Below are 16,207 nucleotides of genomic sequence, written 5' to 3'. Positions count from 1 at the left end.
TTTGGATCCAACAGGTACAGAACAATCAACTTCACTCGTTGTGGCTTGGAAGACCGATCCGACCTGACATATGTAGCCAGCACGAAGCGATCACCACCAGCGGGTGACCGTTCGAGGTTACTTACCACCGTTGCCAAGGTCAAACCAGCCCGATTCGGAGCCCTCTCGCGGCAACCGCGACGACACGCCGATACTTCCATCATTCCGCAGATTCCATTCGCGGTGTGCATACGGCCGTGACCTCGAGCGAGGCGGCAAGTGTGACCTTGGCAACAGTTCCGCTACGGACTGCAGGTGACCTGAAGGCAACCCGGACAGTTCCACCGGCGCATGCTCCCGACAAGGCCTCATCAGCACATACGGGCACGAGCGCCGGACGCGACCCCGAATCCCGAGTTTCCACATTCATCCACAGGGCTGTGAGTGTTGACGCATCCCCGACACCAAGTGGCGAACGCCTCGAGTTCCGACAAAGTTGCAGGTAGATCAATTTCTCGATCACTTTGACGAATTTGGTTGACGAAAAAACCGACTCAGTGCAGGTTTGTCCACATCTGTGGATAATTGTGTGGAAACACAGCCCAGGTGGCATATTCGTAGCCTGTTACGGGGTTCTCACCCCGGGTGGTAATCCACCGAATCATTCGACGCCGCAGCCATACGCTCGGCAGCTGCAGCACACCCACTGTCGGCGAAACACGGGAAGGAACCACGTGAACGACGATCCCAACGCGCTCGCACGGGTCTGGGTCGACGTGGTTGCAGAACTCACGAGTGATGACCCCGGAAGTAATCTTCCGGCTTTGAGCAGCAAGCAGAAGGCATTTGTCCGTCTGGTGAGGCCTCTCACACTTGCTCAGGGTTTTGCACTCCTCTCGGTTCCATCGCCATTTGCTCAAGAGACGATCGAGCGCGATCTACGCGAGCCGATCCTGCAGGCACTCGGACGCCACCTCGGCGGCCAGGTCGAGGGACTCGGTGTCCGCATCGCACTCGAAGACGATGCCGACGCACCCGCCGAACCGGTCGAGGAGCGCACGGGCAGCCGTCAGTTCGAGTCGGTCAACTCATCGGGCGCATACCGTCGGCGCAGATTCACCGAAGGTGACGGCGAACCTTCGGACTCCGAGACTGCCGAGACCGAAGAAGTCGACGACGACCGCGAAGCACTCGCGAGCGTTCACGAATCGTGGCCGTCGTACTTCACGAAGCCGCCCGCTACTCCTTCTGCTTCTGGGTCCGGCGCGAACAGTCTCAACGCGAAGTACACCTTCGACACTTTTGTGATCGGATCGTCCAACCGATTCGCTCATGCCGCTGCCGTCGCGATCGCGGAGGCGCCGGCGCGTGCGTACAACCCCTTGTTCATCTGGGGAGCTTCGGGCCTGGGCAAGACGCACCTTCTTCACGCCGCCGGCCACTACGCACAGCGACTGTTCCCCGGCATGCGGGTCAAGTACGTCTCGACCGAAGAATTCACCAACGACTTCATCAACAGTCTTCGTGACGACCGCAAGGTCGCGTTCAAACGTCGATACCGGGAAACGGACGTCCTGCTGGTGGACGACATCCAGTTCATCGAAGGCAAGGAAGGTATCCAGGAGGAGTTCTTCCATACCTTCAACACCTTGCACAACGCGAACAAGCAGATCGTCGTCTCCTCGGACCGTCCGCCCAAGCAGTTGGCAACCCTCGAGGAGCGTCTGCGGACGCGCTTCGAATGGGGTCTGATCACCGACGTTCAGCCGCCTGAGCTCGAGACGCGTATCGCGATTCTGAGCAAGAAGGCGAGGATGGATCGCCTCGAGGTCCCGCACGACGTCCTCGAGCTGATCGCCAGCCGTATCGAGCGCAACATTCGTGAACTCGAGGGCGCGTTGATCCGCGTCACCGCTTTTGCCTCGCTCAACCGCCAGCCGTTGGATCTGACGTTGGCCGAGGTGGTCCTGCGCGATCTGATGCCCGATTCGTCGAGCCTCGAGATCAACGCGGCGACGATCATGGCGGTGACGGCCGAATACTTCAACATGTCGATCGACGACCTGTGTGGGCCGGGTAAGGCCCGGCCACTCGCTCAGGCCCGCCAGATCTCGATGTATCTGTGCCGTGAGCTCACTGATTTGTCATTGCCGAAGATCGGTCAGACGTTCGGCCGCGACCACACGACGGTCATGTACGCCGACAAGAAGATCCGTAAGGAAATGACGGAACGCCGCAAGGTGTACGACCAGGTTCAGGAGTTGACCGCAAGGATCAAGCAGCGCTCCAAGCGCTGACCTGCACTTATTTCGATCGATGCCGCTCGAGGCAGAGGTTTCCCTCGAGCGGCATCGGTGTATTCGAAGGGGTTCCACGTGCGGTCCCCTCGAGGGCGGTTGTCCACCTCGAGGGACGACACGCCGGAGTCGGACACGCCGATGAGAACAAACTCTTCGTTTCTTGTGAAAAGTATTCACATCTGTGGATAACTGTGTTGATAACTCCGAAAGTCTGTGGAGTTCTCGAGGAGGAATCCGAAAACTTTCAGAGAGTGCACAGAGGGGGTCGATTGGTCCTCGAGTCTGTCCTCGAGAAGTGCACAGGCCCTCGAGGGGACCTACCAGCGTCGACAACCGTTGCTCCACAGATTGCACAGGACTTATTACTACTACTGAGAATTTCCTAGGAAAAGCTCTTTGAAAATAGTTCTGGGGACAACTCCTGTTGAGAACCTCGCCTCAGGCTGCGCTCGTCCCGGCTTCGGCTTTCCACTTGCGCCCTCGAGGGCATACGGTGGGCATCGCTTGGTCTGTGTCAGACTTCAAGTGAGCTGATGCAGATCCGCAGCAGACGAACATGCCTACCGAGAGGAATAACCCGGCGATGGAGCTTGGAAGCCTGAAGTTTCGCGTTTCCCGGGAAGAGTTCGCTGATTCAGTAGCGTGGGTTGCTCGTAGCCTGCCCTCGAGGCCGCCTGTGCCGGTTCTCGGCGGAGTTCTTCTCGACGCAACCGAAGCCGGCCTCACCGTTTCCGGGTTCGACTACGAGGTATCTGCGCAGGTCCGCGTCTCGGCAGATGTCACCACTGCAGGTCAGGCACTCGTCTCCGGACGCCTCCTTGCCGATATCACCAAATCGCTTCCCAACAAGCCGGTCGATGTGACCCTCGAGGGCACTCGCGTGCTCATCTCGTGCGGAAGCGCCAAGTTCTCCCTGCCCACGATGCCGGTCGAGGACTACCCCCAGCTTCCGACACTTCCGCAGCAGTCCGGGTCCATTCCCGTCGACCTGTTCTCCGAAGCCATCAGCCAGGTAGCCGTTGCAGCCGGCAAGGACGACACCCTTCCGATGCTCACGGGTATCCGTGTCGAGATCGAACAGAATTCGATCGTCCTCGCCGCTACCGACCGCTTCCGTCTCGCTGTTCGTGAACTCGAGTGGACTCCGGCAAACCCTGACGTCCAGGCTGCTGTTCTCATCCCGGCCAAGACTCTGTCCGAGTCCGCGAAAACGCTTGCCGGCAATGCAAATTCGCCGGTCGAGTTGGCTCTCGGTTCCGGTACGACCATCGGAAACGACGGACTCCTCGGCATCGTCAACGACGGACGCCGCACCACGACGCGCCTCCTCGACGCCGAGTTCCCGAAGTTCCGTCAGTTGCTGCCTGCTCAGCACACCGCGATGGCAACGGTCGAGGTCACGCCTCTCATCGAGGCCATCAAGCGTGTAGCACTCGTCGCCGAGCGTGGCGCACAGGTTCGCATGCAGTTCTCCGCTGACGGTCTGCTCCTCTCTGCGGGTGGCGACGACGCCGGCCGCGCAGAAGAGACACTCAACGCGTCGTTCCAGGGCGAAGCACTCACCATTGCGTTCAACCCCGGTTACCTGATCGACGGGTTGAACTCGCTTCACAGCGAAAACGTTCTGTTCGGCTTCACCACTCCCAGCCGTCCGGCTGTTCTTCGCCCCGCGGCCGAGGAAGAGCCCACGGCAGACGAGTCCGGTAACTTCGCTGCGCCCTCGAGCGAGTACACGTACCTGCTGATGCCGGTTCGCCTCCCGGGCTGAGTGGTACCCCGCACTTCAGTTCGCGCCTGACCAGGGAGAACAGTATGAAGATCGGACTCGTAGGTCTCGGCAAGATGGGTTTCAACATGCGTGAGCGCTTACGCGCGCATGGCCTCGAGGTGATCGGATACGACCCTCGACCGGAAGTCACCGATGTCGGGTCACTTGCCGAACTCGCTGCATCCCTCGAGGGACCTCGAGTCGTCTGGGTCATGGTTCCGGCCGGTGAAATCACCCAGAGCACCATTGCTGAACTGGCTGATGCCCTCGAGGGCGGCGATCTGGTCATCGACGGCGGGAACTCCCGTTACACCGACGACGCTGTCCATGCCGAGCTTCTGGGCGCCCGTGGGATCGGTTTCCTCGACTGCGGTGTCTCCGGTGGCATCTGGGGCCGTGAGAACGGCTACGGCCTGATGGTGGGCGGATCCGAGCCCGACGTGGCAAAGGCAATGCCGATCTTCGACGCCCTTCGCCCCGACGGCGACGCTGCAGACGGCTTTGTCCACGCCGGCCCCGTCGGTGCTGGTCATTACGCGAAGATGGTGCACAACGGCATCGAATACGGCCTGATGCAGGCGTATGCCGAGGGGTACGAGCTCCTCGAGGCGGAAAGCCTGATCGCGGACGTTCCCGGTGTGCTTCGAGCCTGGTCGAAGGGAACCGTCGTACGCTCGTGGTTGCTCGATCTGCTTGTCGACGCCCTCGAGGAGGATCCGGAGCTTGCGCAGATCACGGGCTATACCGAGGATTCCGGTGAGGGCCGTTGGACGGTAGAGGAAGCCATCAAGCACGCTGTCCCCGCTCCCGTCATCTCCGCTGCTCTGTTCGCGAGATTTGCTTCACGACAGGATGATTCACCGGCCATGAAGGCGGTGTCGGCCTTGCGTAATCAGTTCGGTGGTCACGCGGTCAAGAGCGCTTCGCCCAAGAATTCGGCTTCTGGAAGCTAAGTGTTCGTTCGTAGATTTTCGCTGCGGGACTTCCGATCCTGGGATTCGCTGACGCTGGACCTCACGCCGGGAACAACTGTCTTCCTCGGTTCGAACGGGCACGGTAAAACCAACGTCCTCGAGTCACTGGGGTATCTGTCCACGCTGTCCTCTCATCGAGTGTCCACGGATGCACCGATGATCCGCAGCGGTTCCGCCAGTGCTTTTGCGGGTGCAACTGTGGTCAACAATGGGCGCGAACTGACCATCGACGTCGAACTTATCGAGGGAAAGTCCAACCGCGCCAGGATAAATCAGTCGCCGACGCGTCGTCCGCGGGAAGTACTGGGAATTCTGCAGTCGGTGATGTTCGCGCCGGAAGACCTGTCGTTGGTTCGCGGAGATCCTGGCGATCGTCGACGCTATCTCGACGAGTTGTTGACGTCGCGGATACCCCGAATGGCTGCTGTCCGTGCGGATTACGACAAAGTGCTGCGTCAGCGCTCAGCCCTACTCAAAACTGCTGGTGCGGCTTTGCGTCGCGGTTCTCGTGGTGGCGAGTCCGACAACGTCCTCTCAACCCTCGAGGTGTGGGACGGGCATCTGGCCGCTCACGGCGCACAATTGTTGGCCGGGCGCCTCGAGTTGGTCCATGATCTGGCGCCCCACCTGGCGGAGTCATATCGTTCCATCGCACCCGAATCCCGGCCGGCGTCGATTCGATACAAGAGCAGCCTGGGTTCGTCGTTGGATCCCGAATTCACTGATCCTGCAAGGATTTCCGGCATCGACGACGTTGCATACCTCGAGGAGAGATTCCATCTCGAGTTGGCACAGATGAGGTCGAAGGAAATCGATCGCGGAGTGTGTCTGGTCGGTCCGCATCGGGACGACCTGGAGCTGGTTCTCGGCGACAGTCCGGCGAAAGGCTTTGCCAGTCATGGTGAATCGTGGTCGTTCGCGCTTTCGCTGAGACTGGCAGGTTTTGCCCTGTTGCGCGCGGACGGCAGCGACCCGGTCCTGATGCTCGACGACGTGTTCGCGGAATTGGACCGTCGTCGGCGTCGTGCGCTCGCCACCGTTGCGGCAACCGCAGAACAGGTGCTGATCACGGCCGCCGTTCCCGAGGACGTACCGGACGAACTCGAGGCGGCCAAGTTCGGCGTCGAAGCCTCCGATACCGGAGACGGTCGGATATCCCGGATAGTGCCCGTAGGCTCGACGGATCAGGAGGTCGAGTTCGATGACTGAAGACAGCAGCGCGGCCCCGGAGCCCGAGCTCAAGGGGATCGATCTGGCGCGCCGTGCCCTCGAGGAGGCACGCGCGACAGCCAAAGCCAACGGCAAGGCCGTCGGGCAGGGGCGCTCGTCGCCCAAATACGGAAGTGGCCGCCCGCGTCGACGCAGCGGTTGGTCCGGCCCCGGCCCGGATGCGCGGGACCCTCAGCCGTTCGGTGCTCTCACCAGCGCTATCTCCAAGTCGCGTGGGTGGTCCCCCAAGGTGTCCGAGGGCACGGTCCTCGGTCGGTGGCCGCAGGTCGTCGGAGAAGACATCTCCGCGCACGCCGAGCCGATCTCTCTGAAAGAAGGTGTTCTCAGCATCTCCGCCGAGTCGACGGCTTGGGCTACCCAGTTGCGCATGATGCAGTCCCAGATTCTGGCCAAGATCGCTGCTGCCGTCGGTGACGGCGTAGTGAAGACACTGCGCATCACCGGTCCGAGTGCGCCTAGCTGGCGCAAGGGTGAAAGGCATGTGAAAGGCCGCGGACCTCGCGATACGTACGGCTGAGGAAAACTCAACCAGGACCTGGTTCTACCTATTACTTCGTGTTACAGTTAAAACTCGCTAGTGAGTGAACTGTGTCACAAGGCTGTCGTTCCCTACCGATCGGCAGGCATGAAGGAGTAGCTAGATGTCGCAGAAGATATCGACACCCGCTTCGTCGTTCGCCGAGCCGGATCACATCCTGTTGCAGGCTCGCAATGTCGAGTTCGACTGGTCCGATCTGCCCATGCACTGGATTCCGGGCGATCCGTTCAGCACACACGTTCTCAACGTGCTTCACCTTCTCCTCCCCGCCGGTGAGGAGTGGTTTGTCGAGACTTTCAAAGAAGCTCTTCCTCTGATCGAGGACGAGAAACTCCGTGAAGACGTCGTCGGATTCATCGGCCAAGAGGCGATGCACTCCAACGCGCACTCGGGTGTCCTCGTCCATCTGAAGGAAAACGGCCTGGATCCGACGCCGTACACCCAGCAGATGGAGTGGGCATTCTCGAAACTGCTCGGACCGCGCCCGATGACAGGTCTGCGCGCCGAGAATCACCTGGTGGAGCGCTTGGCGATCATCGCGGCCATCGAACACATCACTGCTTTCCTCGGCGACTGGGTGCTCAACGCCAAGGGGCTCGACAAAGCCGGCATGCACCCGACCATGCTTGATCTTCTTCGCTGGCACGGCGCCGAAGAAGTCGAACACCGCGCCGTCGCGTACGACGTGATGCGCTACTTCGACAAGCGTGAGACCCGCCGGATCCGTACCCAGATCCTCGTCACGCCCGCAATCGTGTGGCTGTGGATTCGCGGTACCCGGTTCTTGATGCGCAACGATCCCGAGCTTGCCGCTCAGGCTCCCAGCCGTCGACGACCCCACCTGTCCGATTTCATCGCGGCCGGAAAGCGTGGCACAGTTCCCACGTCGTTCGAGCTGGTCAAGCGGATGTCGACGTACTTCAGCAAGTCCTATCACCCCAGTAACGAGGGCTCGACCGCCCAGGCGGTGCAGTACCTGGCGTCGTCACCCGCAGCTCAGGCGGCTGCACGGTGATTTCACTCTCGAGGGTCAAGGACGTCATCTCCGGGCACGACGGGTTGCCGCGTTTTCCGGCGCCACCCGATTTGTCCGGAAAGAACCGTCCCGACCGTGCCATGCGCATCACGGAGTTATTGGCGGACAAGTACCTTCGGGTGTTGACGGCCTACGACTACAACCCCGAGATCGCTGGCCACAACCCCGACACGGCCATGAACATGGTGGTCAGTACGCGTGAGGTGGTGGCGACCGACGAGAACGTCGTTCGCCTGCGCTTCGAATCCGCCGACGGTTCACCGATTCCGCCGTGGCATCCGGGTTCGCACCTGGACTTCCATCTACCTTCGGGTCTGCGGCGTCAGTATTCGCTGTGCGGCGACCCGGCCGATCGCACGGGATACAGCGTCGCGGTTCGTCGGATCCCCGACGGCGGTGGCGGTTCCATCGAGATGCACGCTCTCCAGCCGGGTGAGCACGTCACGGTACGCGGCCCTCGCAACGGATTTCCCTTCGTGGGTGAAGGCAGTGCACTGTTTGTTGCCGGCGGCATCGGTATCACGCCGATCATCGCAATGGTCCGTGCGGCAAGAGAATTGGGAATGGACTGGTACTTCGTGTACTCGGGCCGCTCTCGTGAATCCATGCCGTTCCTCGACGAGATCGCGAGCTGGGAACCCGAGCGTGTCTTCGTGCGTCCGGACGACGAGTTCGGATTGCCCACCACCGCAGACCTTCTCGGGCGAGCACCAGTCGGCGGCGCCGTGTACTGCTGCGGCCCGACGCCGATGCTCGACGCCGTCCGCCGCGGATTCCGCGATACACCCTCCACCGCTTTGCATTTCGAGCGGTTCGGGGCTCCGCCGGTGATCGACGGCAAGGAATTCGAAGTGCAGCTTGTCAATTCGGGTCAGGTGCTCACCGTGCCCGCCGACGAGTCCGCGCTCGACGTCATCAAGAAGACATTGCCCGGTGTCGGGTACTCGTGTCAGCAGGGTTTCTGCGGAACCTGTCGTGTGAAGGTACTCGCGGGCAAGCCCGATCACCGCGAAAGGCGTCTGACCGACACCGAACAGGAAACGGAGATGCTCATCTGCGTATCCCGTTCCGACGGTGGACGTCTCGTTCTCGATCTCTAGATATTTCCCGACTCCGAAGGGTTCGACAATGTCGAAGCACTCTCCTGTCCATGCCGTGACCGCGCGTCGCGTGACCAACGGTTCCGTCAGCCTGGCAGTGTTCGAGCAGGGCAAGGCAGACGGCGAGACCATCGTCCTGGTGCATGGTTGGCCCGACACCCATGAATTGTGGAACCGCATCGTGCCTTTGCTGGCAGACGACTTCCGCGTCGTCAGCTACGACAGCCGCGGGGCCGGTGAGAGCACGATCCCCTCGAGGGTGCAGGACTACCAACTGAGCGCACTGGCCGGCGATCTTTTTGCCGTCATCGACGCGGTCAGCCCGGGCAAGCCGGTGCACGTCCTGGCACATGACTGGGGATCCGTGGAAACGTGGGAAGCGGTCTGCGAGCCGGGTGCCGAAGAGAAGATCGCGTCGTTCTCGTCCATCTCGGGCCCCAATCTCGATCATCTCGGCAAGTGGATCCGGGCGAGCGTGTCCAAGCGTCGTTTCCTCGGCCCGGCGGCGCAGGGAATTGCGTCGGCCTACACCGTTCTGTTCCAGATTCCCGGGCTGTGCACCCTCCCGTTGCGTCTGTGGTTCTCCAAGCACTGGCCGGCATTTCTGGGCTTCTTCGACGGTCTGGACCCTCGTGTGGTCAACACCGCGCCCACCATCGCCGACGACATGGTGAACGGACTCAAGCTTTATCGCGCGAACATCCGGCCGTCTCTCGGCAAGCCGCGGGATCGGTACACGGACGTGCCTGTTCAGCTCATTCTGAACAAGTACGACAAAGCCGTTCGTCCGGTGGGATACGAAGACACCGAAAAATGGGTCTCCGACCTGCAGCGACGTGAAATTGCCGCGGGACACTGGTCGCCGTTTTCACATCCGGGCGAGGTTGCCGAACATGCGCGGGCATTTATCGCGAGCCTGAGAGAGCGTCGCTCGGAGAAGCAAAGTTCCTAGCGTTTCACCTTCAGGGGATCGTAAAAATTCGTCTGCGGCGCAGCCAGGGGTGTCATTGGCCGCTTCTAGTCGGTGCTTACCAGTAAGATGGTCAACGGTAACTAGCGGCAACATTCTCGAACCCGCTCCGACGACACCCGCAAGGGCTTGCTGACGGCTGCGCTCGAGTATTGACGGAGAAGGAGAGCTACCCACCCGTGGCTGCCCAGAAGTCAGATACAAGCACTTCCAGCAAGGACTACAACGCGTCGTCCATCACCGTCCTCGAAGGACTCGAGGCGGTACGTAAGCGTCCAGGCATGTACATCGGTTCCACCGGTGAACGCGGCTTGCACCACCTCATTTGGGAGGTCGTCGACAACTCGGTCGACGAGGCGATGGCCGGACACGCCACCAAGGTCGAGGTCACCCTCCTCGAAGACGGCGGAATCCGCGTCATCGACGACGGCCGTGGCATCCCGGTCGGCATGCACGCCTCCGGAGTACCCACCGTCGAGGTCGTGCTGACCCAGCTGCACGCCGGCGGCAAGTTCGACTCCGACTCCTACGCCGTCTCAGGTGGTCTGCACGGCGTCGGTATCTCGGTGGTCAACGCGCTCTCCACTCGGCTCGACGTCGACATCAAGGTCGACGGCTACCGGTGGCAGCAGACGTACACCGATTCCAAGCCGGGAGAGCTCGTACAGGGCGACCCGACGAAGGAGACCGGCACCACCGTCAGTTTCTGGGCTGATCCCGAGATCTTCGAGACCACCCGCTACAACTTCGAGACCGTTGCGCGTCGTCTACAGGAAATGGCCTTCCTCAACAAGGGCCTGACCATCACGCTGACCGACGAGCGCGCCGAGGTCATCGACGACGAAGCCGCCGAGGTGGCCGAGGCTCCCAAGTCTGCTGCCGAAGAAGCCGAAGAAGCTGCCCAGGCAGCGCCGCGTAAGTCCAAGACCCGTATCTACCACTACCCCGGTGGACTCGAGGACTACGTCCGGCACATCAACAAGAGCAAGACCCCGATCCACAACTCGGTCGTGGGATTCACCGCCAAGGGCACCGGCCACGAGCTCGAGGTCGCAATGCAGTGGAACTCCGGCTACTCGGAGTCCGTGCACACCTTCGCCAACACGATCAACACCCACGAGGGTGGTACCCACGAAGAGGGCTTCCGCGCCGCACTGACCGCAACGGTCAACAAGTACGCGCTCGAAAAGAAGCTGCTCAAGGACAAGGATCCCAAGCTCACCGGTGACGACATCCGTGAAGGACTCGCGGCCATCATCTCGGTGAAGGTCGGTGAACCCCAGTTCGAGGGTCAGACCAAGACCAAGCTCGGCAACACCGAGGTCAAGTCGTTCGTACAGAAGGCGTGCAACGAGCACCTCGCGCACTGGTTCGAGGCGAACCCCGCCGACGCGAAAACCATTGTGAACAAGGCTGTTTCGTCGGCGCAGGCCCGCGTTGCCGCACGTAAGGCGCGTGAGCTGGTCCGTCGTAAGAGTGCGACCGACCTCGGTGGCCTGCCAGGCAAGCTCGCCGATTGCCGCTCCAACGATCCGGAGAAGTCCGAGATCTACATCGTGGAGGGCGACTCCGCAGGCGGCTCGGCCAAGTCCGGCCGAGACTCGATGTACCAGGCGATCCTCCCGCTTCGCGGAAAGATCATCAACGTGGAGAAGGCGCGTATCGATCGCGTCCTCAAGAACACCGAAGTCCAGTCGATCATCACCGCGTTCGGCACGGGCATCCACGACGAGTTCGACATCGCCAAGTTGCGCTATCACAAGATCGTGCTCATGGCCGACGCCGACGTCGACGGTCAGCACATCGCAACGCTGCTGCTCACGCTGCTGTTCCGCTTCATGCGGCCGCTCGTCGAGCACGGCAAGGTCTACCTCGCGCAGCCGCCGCTGTACAAGCTCAAGTGGCAGAAGGGTGCGCAGCCGGAATTCGCGTACTCCGACCGCGAGCGCGACGCGATGGTCAAGGCCGGCCTCGAGTCCGGCAAGAAGATCAACAAGGACGACGGCATCCAGCGCTACAAAGGCCTCGGCGAGATGAACGCCAAGGAGCTGTGGGAAACCACGATGGACCCGACGGTGCGCGTTCTGCGTCTCGTCACGCTCGACGACGCGGCTGCTGCCGACGAGCTGTTCAGCGTGCTGATGGGCGAAGACGTCGAAGCACGACGCAGCTTCATCACCCGCAATGCCCGGGACGTTCGTTTCCTCGACGTGTAGGCCTGCGGCCCTGTGAGCGGTTTCGGAGTCCCCGGACTCCTTTTCCGCGCACAGGGGCTTGCCCCCTCTTTTAAGAAAGTGAGCTCATGACCGACACCACGTTGCCACCGGACGGTCCGCAACACGACCGGATCGAACCGGTCGACATCCAGCAGGAAATGCAGAACAGCTACATCGACTACGCCATGAGCGTCATCGTCGGTCGCGCTCTGCCGGATGTCCGCGACGGACTCAAGCCGGTGCACCGCCGCGTGCTCTACGCGATGTACGACAACGGATATCGCCCAGACCGCGGATACGTGAAGTCTGCCCGACCGGTCGCCGAGACCATGGGTAACTACCACCCCCACGGCGACTCCTCGATCTACGACACGTTGGTCCGTATGGCCCAGCCGTGGTCACTGCGTTACCCGCTCGTCGACGGTCAGGGAAACTTCGGATCCCGCGGCAACGACGGCGCAGCCGCCATGCGTTACACCGAGTGCAGGCTCACGCCGCTCGCGATGGAAATGCTGCGCGAAATCGACCACGAGACAGTCGATTTCACCCCGAACTACGACGGCAAGACGCAGGAACCGACGGTTCTGCCCAGCCGTATCCCGAACCTTCTGATCAACGGTTCCAACGGCATCGCCGTCGGTATGGCCACCAACATTCCGCCGCACAACCTGCGTGAAGTTGCCGAGGCCATCTACTGGGCGCTCGAGAACTTCGAGGCGGACGAGGAAGCCACCCTCGCGGCCGTCATGGAGCGCATCAAGGGACCCGACTTCCCGACGCACGGGCTCATCGTCGGTGGACAGGGCATCCAGGATGCCTACACCACCGGTCGTGGCTCCGTTCGTATGCGCGGCGTCGTCGAGATCGAAGAAGATGCCAAGGGCCGCACCACGATCGTCATCACCGAGCTGCCCTACCAGGTCAACCCGGACAACCTGATCACCTCCATCGCGGAGCAGGTTCGTGACGCGAAGATCGGTGGCATCTCCGACATCCACGACGAGTCCTCGGACCGCGTCGGCATGCGCATCGTCGTCACCGTCAAGCGTGACGCCGTTGCCAAGGTCGTGCTGAACAACCTTTACAAGCACACCCAGCTGCAGACCAGCTTCGGCTGCAACATGCTCTCCATCGTCGACGGAGTGCCGCGCACGCTGCGCCTCGACCAGATGATCCGTCTGTACACGACGCATCAGCTCGAGGTCATCGTTCGTCGTACCAGGTACCTGCTTCGCAAGGCACAGGAGCGCGCCCACATCCTGCGCGGTCTGGTCAAGGCGCTCGACGCTCTGGACGAGGTCATCGCCTTGATCCGTGCGTCGCAGACCGTCGACATCGCTCGCGCCGGATTGATGGAACTCCTCGACGTCGACGAGATCCAGGCCGACGCCATCCTCGGCATGCAGCTGCGTCGTCTGGCCGCCCTCGAGCGTCAGAAGATCGTCGACGAGTTGGCCGAGATCGAACTCGAAATCGCGGACCTCGAAGACATTCTGGCTCGCCCGGAGCGTCAGCGCGCGATCGTTCGTGACGAGCTCAAGGAAATCGTCGACAAGTACGGCGACGACCGTCGTACCCGCATCATCGCCGCCGACGGAGACGTCAACGACGAGGATCTGATCGCCCGCGAAGACGTCGTCGTCACGATCACCGAGACCGGTTACGCCAAGCGCACCAAGACTGATCTCTACCGATCGCAGAAGCGCGGCGGCAAGGGTGTTCAGGGTGCCGGCCTCAAGCAGGACGACATCGTCTCGCACTTCTTCGTCACCTCGACGCACGACTGGCTGCTGTTCTTCACCACGAAGGGCCGCGTCTACCGCGCGAAGGCTTACGAGCTGCCCGAGGCGAGCCGTACCGCTCGCGGTCAGCACGTTGCCAACCTCCTGGCCTTCCAGCCGGACGAGCGCATCCAGTCCGTCATCCAGATCAAGACGTACGAAGACGCGCCTTACCTGGTGCTCGCCACTCGCAACGGTCTGGTCAAGAAGTCCAAGCTCACCGACTTCGACTCCAACCGCAGCGGTGGCATCGTCGCCATCAACCTGCGCGGTGAAGACGAACTGGTCGGCGCTGTTCTCTGCTCCGCCGACGACGACCTGCTCCTGGTCTCGGCACAGGGCCAGTCGATCCGCTTCTCGGCCACCGACGAGGCACTGCGTCCGATGGGCCGCGCCACTTCCGGTGTCCAGGGCATGCGTTTCAACGGTGACGACGAGCTGCTCTCGCTCAACGTCGTTCGTGAAGGAACGTTCCTCCTGGTCGCCACCTCGGGCGGTTACTCCAAGCGAACCGGCATGGAGGATTACCCGGTGCAGGGTCGCGGCGGCAAGGGCGTGCTCACGATTCAGTACGACAAGAAACGTGGCACTCTGGTCGGTGCGCTCATCGTCGACGACGACGACGAGCTGTACGCGATCACCTCGGGCGGCGGCGTCATCAGGACGGCTGCCAAGCAGGTTCGTAAGGCGGGACGCCAGACCAAGGGCGTGCGTCTGATGAACCTCGGCGAAGGCGACACATTGCTCGCGATTGCGCGCAACGCCGACGAGCCCGAAGAGCTCGCTGCAGAGACCACCGACAACGCAGACAATGCCGATGGAGCTAAGGAGTCCTAGTGAGCACTCCCAACCAGCCGGGCAGTGACCAGAAGAGTGAAAGCACTTCAGGTTCGACGCCACCGAAGCCGGAGCAGGCAACTGCTCCGGCGGGGCCGCAGACCTCGAAACCTGCAGCTCCAGCGGACGGCGGACCCAAAGCTTCCGAGGCAGCTCCGGCGCCTAAGGCACCGGAGCCGCCTCGCGGCCCGTCGGATTCGGCCCAGAAACCGGCGGCTGCGGCTCCCGACGCCGCGGGTGCGGCCAAGGGTCAGGCTCCTTCCGTTCCTTCTGTGGCTCCGGTTGCGCCGGTAACTCCGGCGAAGGGTGATGGTCAGGCTCCGCCGCAACCGGTCGCCAATCAGGCTCGTGGCAGCCAGGCACCGCCGTGGCAACGGGGACCCCAGCCGTCAGGCCAGCCTCAGGGGCAGCCATCTCAGGCGCCGAAGGCTCCTGCTCAGAATCCGGGGTCCAAGGCCCCGGCGTCGAAGGCTCAGCCACCGCAGAATCAGGCTCCGCAAAGTCAGCCGCAGACCAACATCACGCGCCCGGCCGGCGCTGGTGCTCCTGCAGGTCGACAGGCAGCTCCTGCTGGGGGTAAGCCGCCTGCGGGTCCGCAGCGTCCTGCTGCGGCAGGCCCGGCGCAGGGTGGTCCGGCACAGGGTGGTCCGGCCAAAACCCCCGCACAGGGTGGTGCGCCGAAGGGACAGCCGCAGGCGGGTCGCCCTGCTGCCGGTGCACAGACAGGTCGTCCTGCCGGCAACCCGTCGGCGCGTCCTGTCGTGACAGGAACGGCAGCTGCCGCAGCTACTGGTGGCGTCGCCGGCGCAGCGGCAGCCAAGGCTGTTGCACCCTCGGGCGCAAATCCCAAGGCTGCAAATGCCACGGCCGCCAATCCCACCGTCGCTAATCCGAAAGCAAAAGCCGCCGCGATCGACGGGCCGACTCGGCACATCGATCGCAAGGATCTGCCGAAGGACATGCCTGACCTCTCCGAGGCCAAGCATCCGTTGCCTGCTGCGGTGAAGGGTGAGAAAACTCACGCCGTATCGGCTTCGGTCGTGGACGGTGCGCCACTGCGCGCAACGGTCCAGATCCGTCGTATCGACCCGTGGTCCACGCTCAAGATCACGTCCGTGATCTCGGTGTCGCTGTTCTTCGTGTGGATGGTGGCCGTCGGACTGCTCTACGTCGTTCTCGACGGCATGGGCGTCTGGGATCGCCTGAACAACGCGTTCACCGACATCGTTGCCGACGGCGGCTCCGACGGTCTGGTGACGGCCGGCCAGGTGTTCGGCTACGCCGCGCTGATCGGTATCGCGAACATGGTGCTTTTCACGGCACTCGTCACGATCGGATCGTTCATCTACAACCTCTGCAGCGACCTGGTTGGCGGCGTCGAGGTAACTCTCGCCGACCGCGACTGACCTGCGAAAACATTGCTCCGCCGGGCCCGTTTTGGTGTCAGCGGCCCGGTGGGGTAATCTTTGGAATCGGTT

Annotated in this window: 11 protein-coding genes; all 11 read left to right on the top strand. The window is 62.2% G+C overall.

Features of this window, described 5'->3' with window-relative positions; genetic code table 11:
• Positions 1-713 precede the first annotated feature (713 nt).
• The 11 genes from dnaA (at position 714) to QM596_RS27645 (ending at position 16,135) form a co-directional block, all read left to right on the top strand.
• The gene (gene dnaA, locus QM596_RS27695) at positions 714-2,276 is read left to right on the top strand and encodes a chromosomal replication initiator protein DnaA (protein ID WP_003942491.1); all 1,563 of its coding nucleotides are present in this window, start codon (positions 714-716) and stop codon (positions 2,274-2,276) included.
• Between the two features lie 586 nt (positions 2,277-2,862).
• Positions 2,863-4,047, top strand: coding sequence for a DNA polymerase III subunit beta (gene dnaN / locus QM596_RS27690; RefSeq protein WP_007729165.1), 1,185 nt, complete (start codon positions 2,863-2,865; stop codon positions 4,045-4,047).
• Positions 4,048-4,091: 44 nt separating this feature from the next.
• On the top strand, positions 4,092-5,000 hold the full coding sequence (gnd, locus tag QM596_RS27685; RefSeq protein WP_019746211.1) for a phosphogluconate dehydrogenase (NAD(+)-dependent, decarboxylating): 909 nt from the start codon (positions 4,092-4,094) through the stop codon (positions 4,998-5,000).
• Entirely contained in the window at positions 5,001-6,230 is a 1,230-nt protein-coding gene (gene recF / locus QM596_RS27680) for a DNA replication/repair protein RecF (protein ID WP_020905610.1), read from the top strand.
• Entirely contained in the window at positions 6,223-6,768 is a 546-nt protein-coding gene (locus QM596_RS27675; protein ID WP_003942471.1) for a DUF721 family protein, read from the top strand. The genes recF and QM596_RS27675 overlap by 8 nt, the downstream gene beginning before the upstream one ends.
• Before the next feature lie 124 nt (positions 6,769-6,892).
• Positions 6,893-7,804, top strand: a complete 912-nt coding sequence (locus QM596_RS27670) for a metal-dependent hydrolase (RefSeq protein WP_007729174.1) — start codon at positions 6,893-6,895, stop codon at positions 7,802-7,804.
• Positions 7,804-8,925 carry a PDR/VanB family oxidoreductase gene (locus QM596_RS27665; RefSeq protein ID WP_024487650.1) on the top strand — a complete coding sequence of 374 codons (1,122 nt, stop codon included), beginning with the start codon at positions 7,804-7,806 and terminating at the stop codon, positions 8,923-8,925. Before QM596_RS27670 ends, QM596_RS27665 begins: the two co-directional genes overlap by 1 nt.
• Positions 8,926-8,953: 28 nt before the next feature.
• Positions 8,954-9,877: an alpha/beta fold hydrolase gene (locus QM596_RS27660; RefSeq protein ID WP_003942581.1), complete on the top strand. Its 924-nt coding sequence runs from the start codon at positions 8,954-8,956 to the stop codon at positions 9,875-9,877.
• 197 nt (positions 9,878-10,074) lie between these two features.
• Positions 10,075-12,111 (top strand): DNA topoisomerase (ATP-hydrolyzing) subunit B, encoded by a 2,037-nt coding sequence (gene gyrB / locus QM596_RS27655; protein WP_003942515.1) that lies wholly within the window; start codon positions 10,075-10,077, stop codon positions 12,109-12,111.
• Between the two features lie 86 nt (positions 12,112-12,197).
• Positions 12,198-14,729 (top strand): DNA gyrase subunit A, encoded by a 2,532-nt coding sequence (gene gyrA, locus QM596_RS27650; protein ID WP_019746215.1) that lies wholly within the window; start codon positions 12,198-12,200, stop codon positions 14,727-14,729.
• Positions 14,729-16,135 (top strand): DUF3566 domain-containing protein, encoded by a 1,407-nt coding sequence (locus tag QM596_RS27645; protein WP_113683380.1) that lies wholly within the window; start codon positions 14,729-14,731, stop codon positions 16,133-16,135. Before gyrA ends, QM596_RS27645 begins: the two co-directional genes overlap by 1 nt.
• Positions 16,136-16,207: the final 72 nt, after the last annotated feature.

The sequence above is a fragment of the Rhodococcus sp. IEGM 1406 genome (assembly GCF_030056745.1).
Taxonomy (GTDB): Bacteria; Actinomycetota; Actinomycetes; order Mycobacteriales; family Mycobacteriaceae; genus Rhodococcus_F; species Rhodococcus_F erythropolis.
The sequence above is the reverse complement of the archived record's forward strand: the minus strand, read 5'-3'. Positions and strand labels throughout refer to the sequence as shown.

Coding starts and splice junctions, on each gene's coding strand:
- dnaN (WP_007729165.1), top strand. CDS start 2,863: ATGGAGCTTGGAAGCCTGAAGTTTCGCGTTTCCCGGGAAGAGTTCGCT.
- gnd (WP_019746211.1), top strand. CDS start 4,092: ATGAAGATCGGACTCGTAGGTCTCGGCAAGATGGGTTTCAACATGCGT.
- QM596_RS27675 (WP_003942471.1), top strand. CDS start 6,223: ATGACTGAAGACAGCAGCGCGGCCCCGGAGCCCGAGCTCAAGGGGATC.
- QM596_RS27670 (WP_007729174.1), top strand. CDS start 6,893: ATGTCGCAGAAGATATCGACACCCGCTTCGTCGTTCGCCGAGCCGGAT.
- QM596_RS27660 (WP_003942581.1), top strand. CDS start 8,954: ATGTCGAAGCACTCTCCTGTCCATGCCGTGACCGCGCGTCGCGTGACC.
- gyrA (WP_019746215.1), top strand. CDS start 12,198: ATGACCGACACCACGTTGCCACCGGACGGTCCGCAACACGACCGGATC.